Consider the following 15,005-nt stretch of genomic DNA (forward strand, 5'->3'; position numbering starts at 1 on the left):
TCAAATCTCCACGGCGACGGCGGCGCGATTCAGGTCGCTCAGCGACAGATTGCGATCAAACAGCGGTGCCAGGCTCTGGTCATGACTGACGAACAGCAGGCTGGCCCCGGCCTCGCGGCACTCGGCGAACAACAGGCGAATGAACGCCTCGCGCGAGTCTGCGTCCAGCGCAGACGTAGGTTCGTCGGCAATCACCAGCTCCGGTTGACCGATCAGCGCTCGGGCGGCAGCAACACGCTGCTGTTGGCCGATGGACAGCGAGTCGGCGCGGCGTGCCAGCATCGCAGGGTCTTTCAGGCCCAGGTGGGCGAGCAGGGTGGTGGTGGCTTTCTCGACGCTGCCGTGGCGTTGTCTGGCACGTTCGGCACGCACGCTGGAAAAGTGGCAGGGCAGTTCGATGTTTTCCCGCACCGATAAAAACGGCAGCAGATTGAACTGCTGGAAGATGTAGCCAGTGTGATCGACGCGAAAGCGATCACGCGCGGCCGAAGAGAGGGCCGACAGTTCCTGGTTCAACAGGCGAATGCTGCCGCTGACCGGTTTTTGCACACCGCCCAGCAGGCCCAACAATGTGGTTTTGCCGCTACCGCTGGGGCCTTTGAGGAACAGGGTTTCGCCGCTTTGCAGACGGAATTCGGGGATGTCCAGCAGTTGCGGATGGCCGGGCCAGTTGAAGCGCAGGTCCGACAGTTCGATCAGTGCTTGGGTCATGGGCTGACTCACGCTCGGTTGGAAATTAAAAGACCGGGCCAGGCCCGGTCGTTGTACCGCAGGGTGCGATCAGAATTTCAGCGTCGGGTTGGCTGCGATCACTTCTGCGCCTGACTGGCCACCTGGCGAAATCAGTTGTACCTGAAGCTTCTTGGTGTCGGGAAAGGTTATGAAGATTTGCGACAGGTCGAGCTTCTTCAGAATGGCCGGTGCGTCACAGACGAACTTGTAGTGACCGTGAATTTCGCTGTGCTCATGATGATCGGCTTCGCCGTCCTTGGCGTGTTCATCGTGATCGTCATCCTTGTCGCCAAACAGCGGGCTTTCCAGCTTCACCGAAGTGGCCGAGCAATTGGCGGCATCGGCAATGCTGAACAAGGCGTTGGGCTTGAGCAGCAACTCGCGGGCCTTGGCGACTTTGGCCTTGTCTTCATCCGAGGTCGCAACGTGCTCGAAACCGACGATGTTCATGGCCGGGCTGTCAAATTCGAACTCCAGCGTCTTGCCTTCCAGCACCACATCCAGGCGTCCTACGCCGTGCTCGTGCGCACCCAGGCTGCCATGTTCATCGCCATGATCGTGGTCGTGTTCTTCGGCAGCGTGCGCAGCAACGAGTGGTAACAGGGCGAAAGGCAGGGCGAGTAGCAGACGGCGCATAGCGGGCTCCAGAACAATAATCGGAAAAACTGTTATGTGATCTTATAACAAGTGGCGACCTGCGTGGACGTGTTTTTATCCAGGCGCCGGAAGACCGGGCTTCAGCAAAGCGCTATTGACGGTCTTATCGGGAATACCCGGTCAGGTGCTTATGCCTAAGTAGTCTCACACTTAGCGTCATCAAGTCCTACTCTGGAAGATGAAAATCGCTACACCTGCGCCGGATGCGCAGGAAGGTTTTCATCCCAGCCAGGGCCTGCGCTCGACCTGGGCCGAGTGCGACATCAGGGAAGATACTCATGAACAAGCTCCATTCGAACAGGGAAGTCCTGCGTGCTGTGTACAAGGATATGGAACGTATCACCGAATTCGCCGACGCTGACATCGTGCTGCACAAGGCGGATCAAGGCGCTGGCGGTGGGTTGTCCATAGCCATCGGCCGGGAGGCAGTACTTTCCCACCAGATCAATCTGATCAGACGGACGCATCAGACCCTGTACATGGATGTCCACGACATCGTCGCCAACGATCACTTCGGCTCGGTGCTGGGCGAGATGCGCGCCAGCTGCGGGGGCCGGAAAATCATCATGCCGTTTTGCGGCCTGTGGCGGTTTCGCGATGGCCGAATTATCGAGTACTGGGAAAACGTCTACGACGTGCGGGCGCTTGGCAATTTCATGAACGGCAAGGAACCGGTCCTCAACCCGTGGCGTTACGGTTGATCATGGGAATGCGCGTCAGCCTGTGGGAGCATGTACGCCTGACTGTCAGCAGGTGCACATCATGTTGCGTATTCGTGGAACCGTAGGCCAATGGCCGGTGGATTTGACCCTTGAACTGGACGACGGGGACTGGGCGCAACTGGGCGCGCAGCTCAAGACAACCGCCCCGGAGGTACCCGCCGCCGTGGCCGAAAACAAGCCGCTCAATCAGGACGACAGGCTCTGGCAAGTCGCTCAGGAATTGCTGTACAAGGCCGGGCAGATGAGTGGGCCGGATCTGTTGGGGCAACTGGAAGGGTTGGCGGGCAGCACCGCAGCGGGCAAGCATCTACTGGTGCGCTTGCGCCACTCGGCGAACGTGAAAGTCGAGAGCGGCGGAGATGCGCCGCTGTACAGTTGGGTCGAAGCGACATGACCTGACTGTGCTCGGCAACAACAGGCACCCGAGCGGTGCCTGTTGCTTTGTACATTAGTACAGCGCGGCAAACAGCTTGCGACGGTACGCCGTGACCAGCGGATGGTCGTTGCCCAGCAGGTCGAATACTTGCAGCAGCGTCTTGTGCGGCAGGCCCTCGGCGTAATTGCGATTGCGGATGAACAGCTTGAGCAGGCCCTCGAGCGCAGCTTCGTACTGTTGACGCGACAACTGCTGAATCGCCAGTTGCAGTGCCGCTTCATCGTCTTGAGGGTTTTGTGCAAGACGGCTTTTCAGTTCGGCGGCGTCCGGCAGGGTCGCGGCTTGCGCGAGGAACGTCAGCTGGGCCTTGGCACCTGCCAGTTCTGCCTTGTGTGCATCACCGGTGACCGCATCCAGCACGGCCTTGGCTTCGCTCAGTTCGCCCCGTTCGGCCAGGCAGCGCGCATACAGAATCAGCGCGGCGCCATTGGTGTTGTCTTCGCCCAACAGCACCTTGAGCTGTGCTTCGGCTTCGGCGAAACGACTTTCCGCAAACAGCGTCTGTGCCTGCTTGAGCGGGTCGGCGGCTGGCGGTGGCGGCATGACTACGTGTTGTTCGAGGATCTTGCGGATTTCCGACTCGGGCTGTGCACCGGCAAAGCCATCCACCGGCTGGCCGTCCTTGAACAGCACCACGGTAGGCAGGCTGCGAATACCGAAGCGCGCGACGATGTCCTGCTCGATGTCGCAATTGACCTTGGCCAGCAGCAACTCGCCCTGATAACTCTCGGTGATTTGCTGCAGCAGGGGCATCAAGACCTTGCAGGGCGCACACCACTCGGCCCAGAAATCGACGAGCACGGGCTGGTCGAAGGACTTGTCGATCACCAGTTGATCGAAGTTCGCGGCGGTTGCGTCGAAAATGTAAGCAGTTTCCTGGCTCATTGCACGTCTCGAAGAATCTGAATGCTGCCAACTATAAAGCCCGCAGGACAATGCTGAAAGCGGCGTCGTCTATTGGACATGATCGTTCCCGCACTCATTGCTCCTGATGCTGGCCGAAGGCCGCGGGAGCGAGCCGGGCGACGCCTCGCTTGTTCGTGAAAGGGGTGGAGAGCTCCAAGGGATTTATCGTTTGAACGACCGTCTTCGCGAACAAGTTCGCTCCTGCAGAGACCGTCTGGCTGAGCGCTCACCGCGCCGCGTGATAGAGGCTCACGTCGCGAAACTCGTGCGGTTCGGCCAGGTCCGGCAGGGTGTGCGCATGCAGCATTGTCAGACGCTGGTAGGCAGTGTGCCTGAAGTCGCGCACGCGGGAATCGGCCACCAGTGCCTCGCGGCCTCGGGAGAGGAAATGATCCAGCAGCGGCAGGTTGGCGCGGTCGTAGAGCACGTCGGCGACCAGAATCAGATCGAAGCGGTCCGCCTCGGCAAAGAAATCCGTCGAGTAGCTCAATGGCACCTGATTGAGTTCGGCATTGGCCCGGCAGGCAGCGAGCGCCAGTGGGTCGAGATCACAGGCCACTACCTCAAGCGCCCCTGCCTTGAGCGCGGCAATGCCCGCCACACCCGAGCCCGCACCGAAATCCAGTACCCGCTTGCCGGCCACCCAGTGCGGGTTTTCAGCCAGAAAGCGTGCCAGAGCCAGGCCGCTGGCCCAGCAAAAGCACCAGTACGGTGGATCTTCCAGAATGCGCCGCGTTTCATCCGGGCTGAAGGCGCGGTCCATGTTGGCATCGTCGATCAGCCACAGCTTCAGATCTGTGCCCGGCAGCGAAGTAATTGCCAGCCGGGCGTCGCCAAGCAGTTCGCTCAGCGCGTGTTGCAGATGTTGCGGAGCGATCATGGCGCCTTGACGAACTGCAACTGCCCCAGGGCCTGAGTCACCGGCTGATCAATGCGCATCGACGGCAGATGCAGAATCAACTGCCCGGACTGGCTGGCACGGCCACGCAACTCGACGCGTCCGCCGACCGGAAAGGCTTCCGGGTTGAAGCGCAGCTGGAACGGCAATGATTGACCGTTACCCTTGAGCAGGGTGTTGGTCAGCAGCTTCTGCGGACGTCCGCGTTCGTCGATGACCAGCATCGCCAGCTCGACCTCGGCGCCGGCCGGTACGCCCAGCAACTGCCCGCTGATTTCTCGCTGGTACGGCTGTAACGGCCCTGGACCGGCGGGCAGCTTGATCGACGGTGCGACCGGTGGCGGCGCAACGGGTTTCGGCGCGTCATTGCTGCTGCACGCGGCCAGCAAGCCGATGAAGCAGAGTAGAAAAGCGGGGCGTAACGTCATCAAGAGCTCCACAAGGCAAAATTCGAAAGGCTGGGTGACGCCAAGCGTGCAGTATTACCGAGCCCGGACAATTTCACACCGCTTTAATGCGCGTCTATATACCGTAAACCCTCAGCCTTGTCTTGCCGGCAGGATGCGCTAACATGGCGCTCCCCATTCTTTCGTTGCCAGCCACCATGCACTGTCCCTTCTGCGGTGCCAATGACACCAAAGTCATCGACTCCCGCCTCGTCGCCGAAGGCGAGCAAGTACGCCGCCGACGCGAGTGCCTGGCCTGCGGCGAGCGCTTCACTACGTTCGAAACTGCCGAACTGGTCTTGCCGCGTCTGATCAAGCAGGACGGCAGCCGCCAGCCTTTCGATGAAGAAAAACTGCGCGCCGGTATGCAGCGCGCGCTCGAAAAGCGTCCGGTGAGTGTCGAACGCCTTGAAGCGGCCCTGGTTCACATCAAACACAAGCTGCGCGCGACCGGCGAACGCGAAGTCAAATCGCTGGTGGTGGGTGAGCTGGTCATGACCGAGCTGCAGAAGCTCGACGAAGTGGCCTACATCCGCTTCGCTTCCGTGTACCGCCGCTTTCAGGACCTCAACGAATTCCGTGAAGAAATCGATCGTCTGGCCCGCGAGCCGGGCAAGGAATAAATGCATTGCTGACTGAACAGGCGGCTCTCGACGTTCATTACATGGCGCGAGCACTCGAGCTGGCGCGCAAGGGGCTGTACTCCACACATCCCAACCCGCGAGTCGGCTGCGTGATCGTGCGTGAAGGCCGGATCGTTGGCGAAGGCTGGCATGTACGGGCCGGTGAGCCGCATGCCGAAGTGCATGCCTTGCGCCAGGCTGGCGAGCTGGCCAGAGGCGCGACCGCTTACGTCACCCTCGAACCGTGCAGTCACCAGGGGCGCACACCGCCCTGTGCCGATGCACTGATCGAAGCCGGAGTGGCGCGGGTTGTCGCTGCGATGCAGGACCCCAATCCCGAAGTCTCCGGCCGTGGCCTGTTGCGCCTCATGAATGCCGGTATCGGCGTTCAATGTGGTGTGCTGGAAAGCGAAGCGCGAGCGCTGAACAAAGGCTTTCTCAAGCGCATGGAAACCGGCCTGCCGTACGTGCGGGTCAAGATGGCCATGAGCCTGGATGGCCGCACGGCGATGGCCAGCGGTGAAAGCCAGTGGATCACCGGTCCCGAGGCGCGCTCTGCCGTGCAGCGTCTGCGTGCGCAGTCGAGTGTGGTGCTGAGCGGCGCCGATACGGTGCTGGCCGACAAGGCTCGTCTCACCGTACGCCCTGATGAATTGGGGCTCGATGCCGAACTGACCTCACTGGCCGCTGCACGCCCGCCGTTGCGCGTGTTGATCGACGGCCGTTTGCGTGTGCCGCTCGATGCACCGTTCTTCCAGGCAGGCAGTGCGCTGGTCGTGACGTGTGCTGCTGCGTCGGCGCGAGGTCGCTATCAGGAAGAGGGCCACGAAATGCTCGCTCTGGCCGACAGCGCCGGTCATGTGGACCTGCGCAGGTTGATGGGCGAACTCGCCGCGCGTGGCGTCAATGAAGTATTGGTCGAGGCCGGTCCGCGACTGGCGGGGGCTTTTGCGCGTCTCGGGCTGGTCGACGAATTTCAGCTCTTCATCGCCGGCAAGTTTCTCGGCTCATCGGCCCGCCCGCTGCTCGATCTGCCCCTGGCGCAGATGAGCGAGGCACTTGAACTGAACATTGTGGAAATGCGTGCTGTCGGTAATGACTGGCGAGTCATCGCTCTCCCTGTGCGCACACCCGGCGTATAATTCCCGGCTTTCGCCTAGCGCGCAGCCCTTGTTCTCCCGGAGGACCCATGTTTACCGGCATTATCGAATCCATTGGCAGCATCCGCGCCCTGACTCCGAAAGGCGGCGACGTCCGCGTTTATGTGGAAACCGGCAAGCTTGACCTGACCGACGTCAAACTCGGCGACAGCATTGCCGTGAATGGCGTATGCCTGACCGCCGTCGAATTGCCCGGTGATGGCTTCTGGGCTGATGTCAGCCGGGAAACCCTGACCGTCACCGCCTTTGTCGACCTCAAGAGCGGCAGCCGGGTCAACCTGGAAAAGGCCCTGACCCCGACTACGCGTCTGGGCGGCCATCTGGTCAGCGGTCATGTCGACGGCGTGGGCGAAATCGTCGCCCGTGCGGACAACGCCCGCGCCATTCAGTTTACGGTGCGTGCGCCACGCGAACTGGCCAAATACATCGCCCACAAAGGCTCGATTACGGTCGACGGCACCAGCCTGACCGTCAATTCGGTCAACGGCGCCGAGTTCGAACTGACCATCGTGCCTCATACCTGGAGCGAAACGATCATGGCCGACTACCAGCCCGGCCGTAAGGTCAACCTGGAGGTCGACCTGCTGGCGCGTTATCTGGAGCGCCTGCTGCTGGGTGACAAGGCCGCCGAGCCGGGCCACGGCACGATCACCGAAAGCTTCCTGGCCGAGAACGGCTACCTCAAATCCTGAATTGATTGAAGGGGGTGCCGCGTGGCGCTCAACAGTATCGAAGAACTGGTCGAAGACATTCGCCAGGGCAAGATGGTCATCCTCATGGATGACGAAGACCGCGAAAACGAAGGCGACCTGATCATGGCCGCCGAATGCGTGAAGCCCGAGCACATCAACTTCATGGCGCGTTTCGCCCGTGGTCTGATCTGCATGCCGATGACTCGCGAGCGCTGCGAAACCCTCAAGCTGCCGCTGATGGCAGCGCGCAACGGTTCGGGTTTCGGCACCAAGTTCACCGTTTCCATCGAAGCTGCCGAAGGCGTGACCACCGGCATCTCGGCAGCCGACCGCGCACGTACTGTGCAGGCTGCCGCTGCCAAGGACGCGAAAGCTGAAGACATCGTCAGCCCTGGGCATATTTTCCCGCTCATGGCCCAGGCTGGCGGCACCCTGGCGCGTGCCGGTCATACCGAGGCGGCCTGCGACCTGGCGCGCATGGCCGGTTTCGAGCCGACGGGCCTGATCTGCGAAGTCATGAACGATGACGGCACCATGTCGCGACGTGCCGAACTCGAAGCATTTGCCCTGCAACATGACATCAAGATCGGCACCATCGCCGACCTTATTCACTACCGGATGATCCACGAACGTACCGTTCAGCGGATTGCTGAGCAGCCGATGGACAGCGAACTGGGCAGTTTCAACCTGGTGACCTACCGCGATTCGGTCGAGGGCGACGTGCATCTGGCGCTGACCCTGGGCACCATCTGCGCCGAAGAGCCCACGCTGGTTCGCGTGCACAACATGGACCCGCTGCGTGACCTGCTGATGGTCAGCCAGCCCGGCCGCTGGAGCCTGCGCGCCGCCATGCGCGCGGTTAACGAGGCGGGCAGCGGTGTGGTGCTGCTGCTCGGTCACCCGCTGGATGGCGATGTCTTGCTGGCTCATATTCGCGAAACCGCCGGTCAGCAACCCATCAAGACACCGACCACTTACAGCACGGTCGGCGCTGGTTCGCAGATCCTTCGTGACCTCGGCGTGCGCAAAATGCGCCTGATGAGTTCGCCGATGAAGTTCAATGCGATATCCGGTTTCGATCTGGAAGTTGTAGAATACGTGCCCTCCGAATAAATACCGGCAGGTCGGGGCGTGTGAAAGATGGTTTTTTCGCAGGTCTTGGCCTGACAGGCATGATTCGTGGCCTAATATCCCTCAAAGTCCGCCCCAAGGCGGGCTTGCTCTTTAATACGAGACTCACCGAATGACCTTGAAGACCATCGAAGGTACCTTCATCGCCCCCCAGGGCCGCTATGCCTTGGTAGTTGGCCGTTTCAACAGCTTCGTCGTGGAAAGCCTGGTTAGCGGTGCCGTTGATGCGCTGGTACGCCATGGCGTGAGCGAAAGCGACATCACCATCATCCGTGCGCCGGGTGCGTTCGAGATTCCACTGGTTGTGCAGAAAGTTGCCCAACGCAGCGAGTTCGCGGCCATCGTCGCACTGGGTGCAGTGATCCGTGGCGGTACTCCACACTTCGAATACGTGGCAGGCGAGTGCGTCAAGGGCTTGTCCCAGGTGTCCATGGAATTCGGCGTGCCGGTCGCTTTCGGCGTATTGACCGTCGACTCCATCGAACAGGCCATCGAGCGTTCCGGCACCAAGGCCGGCAACAAGGGCGCTGAAGCCGCTCTGTCCGCCATCGAAATGGTCAGTCTGCTGTCGCAGCTGGAGGCCAAGTGATTTCCGACGATACAGACCAGTTCAACCCGCGCGACGCCAAATCGCCGGAAGCCGCCAAGGGTAAAAGCGCCAAGCGTCGCGAAGCGCGTCAGATGGCGACTCAGGCCCTGTACCAACGGCACATGGCCGGCCACGCGCTGAACGAAATCGAAGCACAGTTTCGGGTCGATAACGACTTCAGCAACGTTGACGGCCCCTACTTCCGTGAGCTGCTGCACGGCGTAGCGACCAACCAGACCGAGATCGATGCTGCTCTTTCGCCTTGTCTTGATCTGACCATCGAAGAGCTGGACCCGATTGAACTGGCGGTATTGCGTCTGTCGACGTTCGAACTGCTCAAACGTATCGACGTGCCTTATCGCGTAGTGATCAACGAGGGCATCGAGCTGGCGAAAGTCTACGGCTCCACTGACGGCCACAAGTTCGTCAATGGCGTGCTGGACAAGCTGGCGCCGCGCCTGCGTGAAGTCGAAGTGAAGGCCCACAAGCGCTGATTCGCGCCTGACCTTCATGGGAGAGTTCGAGCTGATCCGCAATTACTTCGCCGCCGCGCCCTGTGCGCAGGCGGGCGAGGAAGTTGCCTTGGGGATCGGCGACGACTGCGCGCTGCTGGCGTTGGCGCCCGGCGAGCAGTTGGCGATCTCGACCGATACCCTGGTTGCCGGGGTACATTTTCCTGATGTCTGCGACCCCTTTGTGCTCGGTCAGCGTGCGCTGGCGGTGTCTGCCAGTGACTTGGCGGCCATGGGTGCCCGGCCTGTCGCGTTCACCCTTGCCCTGACCCTGCCGCAGGTCGATGCCGACTGGCTGCAGACCTTCGCTCGCGGCTTGAACCAGATGGCGCAAGGCTGTTCGCTGCGTCTGATCGGTGGTGATACCACGCGCGGTCCCTTGAGCCTGACGCTGACGGTGTTCGGTGCCGTGCCGGCCGGATCAGCCCTGACCCGCGCGGGTGCCCAGGCGGGTGACCTGCTGTGTGTCGGCGGCACGTTGGGTGATGGTGCAGGTGCATTGCCGCTGGTCTTGAAGCAGCGCAGCGCCGAGCCCTCGATCGCCGAAGCATTGCTGGCCCGCTACTGGTCGCCTCAACCGCAACTGGCGCTGGGGCAGGCCTTGCGGGGCAGGGCGACGTCCGCGCTGGACATCTCCGACGGGCTGCTGGCCGACTGCGGACACATCGCCCGCGCTTCGGCTGTGCGTCTGGTGATCGAGCGTGACCGGCTGCCGATGTCCGACCAGTTGCTGACCTTGTTCGATCTGCCCTCTGCCCGACAGGCCGCGCTCAGCGGTGGCGACGATTACATCCTGGCCTTCACGCTGCCTTCCGAACACCTGTCGGCGTTGCTGAAAGAAGGCTGGCCGGTGCATGTCATTGGCCGGGTAGAGCAGGGTCAAGGCGTCGTGCTTGTCGACGACACAGGGCAAGACGTCACGCCCGACACGCACGGCTACCAGCATTTTGGCGCTGAGCAGTGAGCGGATGAGCGCTTCTATCTATCGAACTTTATGATCTAAATGCCCGAGAATTCACCCTGAGCGTCCGCAGGAACCTGCTGTTACAATGCAAATCTTGCGAATTTCCAGTCTTCACACTGATCAGGAGCACACGGTGCCCGTCGTCTTTGTCGCCGCTTCCAAACTGCCCACTCCCTTTGCAGAGTTTGCCATGCACGGCTTTATCGAGTCGGCAACCGGCCGTGAACATGTCGTCCTGAGTCTGGGCGATGTGGCGGACGGTGAGCCGGTTCTGGGTCGCGTACATTCCGAATGCCTGACGGGCGATGCCCTGTTCAGTCAGCGTTGCGATTGCGGTTCTCAACTGGAGGCTGCCCTGCGCGCCATCGCCACCGAAGGGCGTGGTGTACTGCTGTACCTGCGTCAAGAAGGGCGCGGTATCGGTCTGATGAACAAGATCCGCGCCTACGAGCTGCAGGATGGCGGCGCCGATACGGTTGAGGCCAACGAGCGCCTGGGCTTTGCTGCCGATCAGCGTGACTACGCGATCTGCCTGCCGATGCTTCAGCATCTGGGCGTGCAATCGTTGCGGCTGATGACCAACAACCCGCGCAAGGTCAAAGCCTTGACCGACATGGGCATCAGGGTCGCCGAGCGCGTGCCTCTGCACACCGGACAAAACCCGCATAACCGTCTTTATCTGGCGACCAAGGCGGGCAAGCTGGGGCACATGATGGGCAACGAACATCAAAGCGAGGTCGGCCCCGCGTGACACGCAGCGAGGTTCGTCAAAAGCTGGAGATGCAATGGTGGCGTCAACTGGGTCTGACCCTGGCGCCATTGCTGGTGGTCTGTGTATTTTTTGGTGCCAGCGAACCGCTCATTCCGGTGTTGGCGATCCCGCTGTTCATCGCCGGGATAGGCTCGATGTTCGTCAGCCTGAAACCCTTCGGCGCCTACAAGCGCGCGTTGGCGGTCACCCAGGCTGCACTCGATACACCCGAGGAGCCGGCAGCATGGCTCAAACTCGCTGCCATCCGCCGCCTGGCGTTCCTGGCCGCCGGTTTGCCCGCCTGGATCGCGGCCATCGCGGTGCTGTTCGGTCTGCATCCCTTGCCGGTCTGCCTGCTGGCGTTTGCCAGCGCAGTGCTGCTTTACCTGTACCGAATTCCCGCGCTTTCGCGCTGATCGTCCCCCCCCCGGCTGAAGCGGACACGATCAGCGCGAAACGCCATCAGGCTGCGAGTAACCAGACACCCGCTGCCGCAGAGGCTGCACCGGCGATACGCACCAGGGGGGCCGCCGCCTGAGGCAACACGCGAACCACCGCATAACCCAGCGCATGCAAGGCCGCAGTTGCAGCAACGAAACCTGCTGCGTACGCCCATGGGCTGGACATTTCCGGCAGTTCAAGGCCATGCGCTACGCCGTGGAACAAGGCGAACAGGGCTGTTGCGGCTACCGCTAGCGCCAGCGGCGGACGCACTGCCAATGCCACGGCCAGGCCCAGAGCCAGTACCGAGGCGGCAATGCCGCTTTCCAGCGCCGGCAGGTTCAAACCTTCAAAGCCCAGCATGCCGCCAATCAGCATGGTGCCAACGAAGGTGCACGGCAGCGCCCAGCGTGCCGAACCTTGTTGCTGCGCAGCCCACAAGCCGACGGCCAGCATGGCCAGCAAATGATCCAGCCCGCCAATCGGGTGGCTGATACCTGCGATCAGGCCATTATCGCCATGACCGGGGTGAGCCAGCGCCAGAGTCGGGACCAGCAACAGCGCCAGGGCGCCAAGGGCTTTTTTGTAGTTCATCGACGGGTTCCTTTTGGTTGTGAATTCAGGCGGCGGCAGTCAGCAGGCCCTGGCGCTCAATGAAGGCAATGATCTGTTCCAGACCTTGGCCGGTTTTCTGATTGCTGAACACGAACGGCTTTTCGCCACGCATCCTGCGCGTGTCGCTGTCCATCATTTCAAGTGACGCGCCTACCAAAGGGGCGAGGTCGATCTTGTTGATCACCAGCAGGTCGGACTTGCAGATGCCCGGACCGCCCTTGCGCGGCAGCTTGTCGCCGGCCGACACGTCGATCACGTAGATGGTCAGGTCGGAAAGCTCCGGGCTGAAGGTCGCGGAAAGGTTATCGCCACCGGATTCGACGATGATCAGGTCCAGGCCTTCGAAGCGGCGATTGAGCTGGTCGACTGCTTCCAGGTTGATCGAAGCGTCCTCGCGAATCGCGGTGTGTGGGCAGCCGCCTGTTTCAACGCCGATGATGCGCTCAGGGGCCAGTGCCTCGTTGCGCACCAGAAAGTCAGCGTCTTCGCGGGTATAGATATCGTTGGTCACCACGGCCAGGTTATAGCGGTCGCGCAATGCCAGGCACAGCGCCAGGGTCAGCGCCGTCTTGCCGGATCCGACCGGGCCACCGATTCCGACGCGCAGAGGTTGGCTGTTCATTGAGTTCTCCATAAGGAATGATCAGGACCGGAATAACCGGCTGTATTGACGTTCGTGCGCCATGCTCGCCAGGGACAGGCCAAAGGCTGCGCTGCCGGCATGGCAGGGATCTTGTGTGCTGGCACTGACCTGCGCCTGCTGCAATAACGGCAACAGCTCGCTGGTCAGGCGCTGGGCGGCTTGCTGGCCCAGCGGCAGGGTTTTCATCAGCACGGCCAGCTGGTTTTCAAGCCAGCTCCATAGCCAGGCGGCCAGCGCATCCTGCGGGCTGATCTGCCAGGCGCGTGCGGCCAGCGCCCAGCCAAGGGCCAGGTGCGGCTCGGCAGTCTGCTGCAGAAACTGGCGTGCTTCACGATCCAGTTCAGGCAGGCCATTGAGCAACTGTTGCAGGGAGTAGCCCATCTGCCGGCTTTCCAGATGCAGCTCGCGGGTCTCGCGGCTGGCGCGATGCTGCTCGCTGACTTGCAGCAACTGGCCCCAGTCACCGGCTGCCGCCGCCTCGCAATGAGCCAGCAGCAGCGGGGCCTCGAAGCGCGCGAGATTGAGCAGCAGTTGATCGCCGATCCAGCGGCCCGCGGTCGGCGGGTCCACCACAATGGATTGCTCCACGGCCATTTCCAGCCCTTGCGAATAGCTGTAGCCACCGATAGGCAGCTGCGGACTGGCCAGGCGCAATAGCGCCCAGGCGCTGTTCACTTGCGCACGCCGAACTGGTGCATGCGCGGCGGATAGTTGAAATCCTCCTCGCCCGCGCGCGAATGATGATGCCCACCGCCGTAGGCGCCATGTTCCGGCTGGAACGGCGCTTCGATGGTTTCGACAGTGGCGCCCAGTTGGTCGAGCATCGCCTTGAGCACGTAATCGTCGAGCAGGCGCAGCCAGCCGTCGCCGACTTGCAGGGCCACGTGGCGATTGCCAAGGTGATAGGCCGCGCGGGTCAGTTCGAAAGTACTGCTGCACGTGACGTGCATGAGTTTTTCGGGACGTGCGCAGACACGCACCACGCGGCCGTCCTGGGCCTGAAGAAACTCGCCATCGCGCAGCGGCGACTGACCGCGTTGCAGAAAGAGGCCAACGTCTTCGTTTTCCGCACTGAAGCAGCGCAGTCGACTTTTGCTGCGTGCCTCGAAATTCAAATGCAGCTCGGCGGCCCATTCGGCCTGAGGTTCGATTCGGTCGTGAATCACCAGCATCAGATAGCTTCCAGCCAATTGCGATGCTTCAAATCAGAGCAAGGGGCTTGCCAACAGTGCAGCTTGCGGGGAAATGGCTGACAGAGGCAGGTGATCCAAGCATCGGCAAGATCACTAAAGATCTATTTTGGTGCGTAATCATGATAGCGCTTTAATTTGGTGCACCTTGGATTGCTGGAAGTGAAGTTAATAGTGAGACGGTTCACATCTCAGCCCCAGGCAGAGCGTGTCGCCGCTCAATCGTGACTGCCCAGACCACGCCAGTGCCGTGCGCCAATGAAGATGAAGCGCAGTTGCTGAGTGATCTTCGCCTGAGGTGTCAGGTGCGGGGCGAGCGAGGCGGGCGGCGGGTCGATCAGCTCCGGCAGCATCGCGAACACGCTTTTGACCACCAGGTCGGCGATAATCGACAGGGCATCGGCATTCAGGTGCTGCCATTTGGGCATCTTTGCCAGGTCGGCTGTGAGGTCGGCGCTGATGCCTTCGCGCAATGCGCCAAGCGCCTGACGCACCTTCAAGGAGCCGCCGTATTGTTCGCGCGCCAGAAACAGGAACTGCGACCGGTTGGCCGCCACACGTTCGAGGAATATCTTCACCGAGGCACGAATCAGCCCCCCCATGGCGAATTCGTTGTGGCGCACCAGCCTGATGGTCTCGCGAAAGGTCTGGCCGACCTCGCTGACCAGCGCCAGCCCCAACTGGTCCATGTCTTCAAAGTGCCGGTAGAACCCGGTTGGTACGATGCCTGCCGTGCGCGCCACTTCCCGCAGGCTCAGGCTGCCGAAGCCGCGCCCGCTCTCCATCAATTGGTGGGCAGCATCGAGCAGGGCTCTTCGGGTCTGTTGTTTCTGTTCGGCGCGGGGCAGCATGGCTCAAACGATTCTTGGATTAGGCTGGGTTGCACTTTAGCAAATG

Annotated in this window: 21 protein-coding genes; 11 read left to right on the top strand and 10 right to left on the bottom strand. The window is 61.6% G+C overall.

The window, feature by feature from the left end:
• Together LCH65_RS00585 and LCH65_RS00590 are read right to left on the bottom strand one after the other, a co-directional pair.
• Window positions 1–711: an ABC transporter ATP-binding protein gene (locus tag LCH65_RS00585; protein ID WP_003368944.1), complete on the bottom strand. Its 711-nt coding sequence runs from the start codon at window positions 709–711 to the stop codon at window positions 1–3.
• Window positions 712–780: 69 nt separating this feature from the next.
• Window positions 781–1,368, bottom strand: a complete 588-nt coding sequence (locus LCH65_RS00590) for a DUF2796 domain-containing protein (RefSeq protein WP_003368941.1) — start codon at window positions 1,366–1,368, stop codon at window positions 781–783.
• 299 nt (window positions 1,369–1,667) lie between these two features.
• On the opposite strand from LCH65_RS00590, the gene LCH65_RS00595 reads away from it, so the two are divergent.
• Complete coding sequence (locus LCH65_RS00595) at window positions 1,668–2,090, top strand: nuclear transport factor 2 family protein (RefSeq protein WP_003431775.1); 423 nt, start codon at window positions 1,668–1,670, stop codon at window positions 2,088–2,090.
• A 61-nt stretch (window positions 2,091–2,151) separates the two neighbouring features.
• A complete protein-coding gene (locus LCH65_RS00600) occupies window positions 2,152–2,505 on the top strand; it encodes a hypothetical protein (protein WP_003431772.1) in 354 nt (117 codons plus the stop codon).
• A gap of 54 nt (window positions 2,506–2,559) precedes the next feature.
• Here the strand turns inward: LCH65_RS00600 and trxA are convergent, their stop codons facing one another.
• The 3 genes from trxA to LCH65_RS00615 all read right to left on the bottom strand — a co-directional run bounded on the left by trxA (window position 2,560) and on the right by LCH65_RS00615 (window position 4,779).
• On the bottom strand, window positions 2,560–3,432 hold the full coding sequence (trxA, locus tag LCH65_RS00605; protein WP_003431771.1) for a thioredoxin: 873 nt from the start codon (window positions 3,430–3,432) through the stop codon (window positions 2,560–2,562).
• 247 nt (window positions 3,433–3,679) lie between these two features.
• A complete protein-coding gene (locus LCH65_RS00610; protein ID WP_003368932.1) occupies window positions 3,680–4,333 on the bottom strand; it encodes a 50S ribosomal protein L11 methyltransferase in 654 nt (217 codons plus the stop codon).
• Window positions 4,330–4,779: a hypothetical protein gene (locus LCH65_RS00615; protein ID WP_003368930.1), complete on the bottom strand. Its 450-nt coding sequence runs from the start codon at window positions 4,777–4,779 to the stop codon at window positions 4,330–4,332. The genes LCH65_RS00610 and LCH65_RS00615 overlap by 4 nt, the downstream gene beginning before the upstream one ends.
• Before the next feature lie 176 nt (window positions 4,780–4,955).
• On the opposite strand from LCH65_RS00615, the gene nrdR reads away from it, so the two are divergent.
• From nrdR to LCH65_RS00660, 9 genes are all read left to right on the top strand, one after another.
• Complete coding sequence (gene nrdR, locus LCH65_RS00620) at window positions 4,956–5,420, top strand: transcriptional regulator NrdR (RefSeq protein ID WP_003317051.1); 465 nt, start codon at window positions 4,956–4,958, stop codon at window positions 5,418–5,420.
• 41 nt (window positions 5,421–5,461) lie between these two features.
• A complete protein-coding gene (gene ribD / locus LCH65_RS00625; protein ID WP_162492616.1) occupies window positions 5,462–6,562 on the top strand; it encodes a bifunctional diaminohydroxyphosphoribosylaminopyrimidine deaminase/5-amino-6-(5-phosphoribosylamino)uracil reductase RibD in 1,101 nt (366 codons plus the stop codon).
• Window positions 6,563–6,609: 47 nt separating this feature from the next.
• Window positions 6,610–7,272 carry a riboflavin synthase gene (locus LCH65_RS00630; protein ID WP_003317049.1) on the top strand — a complete coding sequence of 221 codons (663 nt, stop codon included), beginning with the start codon at window positions 6,610–6,612 and terminating at the stop codon, window positions 7,270–7,272.
• 21 nt (window positions 7,273–7,293) lie between these two features.
• Window positions 7,294–8,385, top strand: coding sequence for a bifunctional 3,4-dihydroxy-2-butanone-4-phosphate synthase/GTP cyclohydrolase II (gene ribBA / locus LCH65_RS00635; protein WP_003368927.1), 1,092 nt, complete (start codon window positions 7,294–7,296; stop codon window positions 8,383–8,385).
• 130 nt (window positions 8,386–8,515) lie between these two features.
• Complete coding sequence (gene ribE, locus LCH65_RS00640; RefSeq protein WP_002555427.1) at window positions 8,516–8,992, top strand: 6,7-dimethyl-8-ribityllumazine synthase; 477 nt, start codon at window positions 8,516–8,518, stop codon at window positions 8,990–8,992.
• On the top strand, window positions 8,989–9,486 hold the full coding sequence (gene nusB, locus LCH65_RS00645; protein WP_003368925.1) for a transcription antitermination factor NusB: 498 nt from the start codon (window positions 8,989–8,991) through the stop codon (window positions 9,484–9,486). The genes ribE and nusB overlap by 4 nt, the downstream gene beginning before the upstream one ends.
• Before the next feature lie 16 nt (window positions 9,487–9,502).
• Complete coding sequence (gene thiL, locus LCH65_RS00650) at window positions 9,503–10,468, top strand: thiamine-phosphate kinase (protein WP_024663238.1); 966 nt, start codon at window positions 9,503–9,505, stop codon at window positions 10,466–10,468.
• Between the two features lie 133 nt (window positions 10,469–10,601).
• Window positions 10,602–11,219, top strand: coding sequence for a GTP cyclohydrolase II (ribA, locus tag LCH65_RS00655; protein ID WP_003368920.1), 618 nt, complete (start codon window positions 10,602–10,604; stop codon window positions 11,217–11,219).
• On the top strand, window positions 11,216–11,635 hold the full coding sequence (locus LCH65_RS00660) for a hypothetical protein (protein ID WP_003368918.1): 420 nt from the start codon (window positions 11,216–11,218) through the stop codon (window positions 11,633–11,635). Before ribA ends, LCH65_RS00660 begins: the two co-directional genes overlap by 4 nt.
• Before the next feature lie 46 nt (window positions 11,636–11,681).
• Here the strand turns inward: LCH65_RS00660 and LCH65_RS00665 are convergent, their stop codons facing one another.
• The 5 genes from LCH65_RS00665 to LCH65_RS00685 form a co-directional block, all read right to left on the bottom strand.
• Entirely contained in the window at window positions 11,682–12,254 is a 573-nt protein-coding gene (locus tag LCH65_RS00665; protein ID WP_003368916.1) for a HupE/UreJ family protein, read from the bottom strand.
• 25 nt (window positions 12,255–12,279) lie between these two features.
• Window positions 12,280–12,897: an urease accessory protein UreG gene (gene ureG / locus LCH65_RS00670; RefSeq protein ID WP_003368915.1), complete on the bottom strand. Its 618-nt coding sequence runs from the start codon at window positions 12,895–12,897 to the stop codon at window positions 12,280–12,282.
• Between the two features lie 21 nt (window positions 12,898–12,918).
• The gene (locus LCH65_RS00675) at window positions 12,919–13,593 is read right to left on the bottom strand and encodes an urease accessory protein UreF (protein WP_003431765.1); all 675 of its coding nucleotides are present in this window, start codon (window positions 13,591–13,593) and stop codon (window positions 12,919–12,921) included.
• Window positions 13,590–14,090, bottom strand: a complete 501-nt coding sequence (gene ureE / locus LCH65_RS00680; RefSeq protein ID WP_003431764.1) for an urease accessory protein UreE — start codon at window positions 14,088–14,090, stop codon at window positions 13,590–13,592. The genes LCH65_RS00675 and ureE overlap by 4 nt, the downstream gene beginning before the upstream one ends.
• A gap of 236 nt (window positions 14,091–14,326) precedes the next feature.
• On the bottom strand, window positions 14,327–14,959 hold the full coding sequence (locus LCH65_RS00685; protein WP_002555418.1) for a TetR family transcriptional regulator: 633 nt from the start codon (window positions 14,957–14,959) through the stop codon (window positions 14,327–14,329).
• Between the last annotated feature and the right edge of the window lie 46 nt (window positions 14,960–15,005).

It is taken from the genome of Pseudomonas sp. MWU16-30316 (genome assembly GCF_020515645.1).
Classification (GTDB): Bacteria; Pseudomonadota; Gammaproteobacteria; order Pseudomonadales; family Pseudomonadaceae; genus Aquipseudomonas; species Aquipseudomonas cerasi.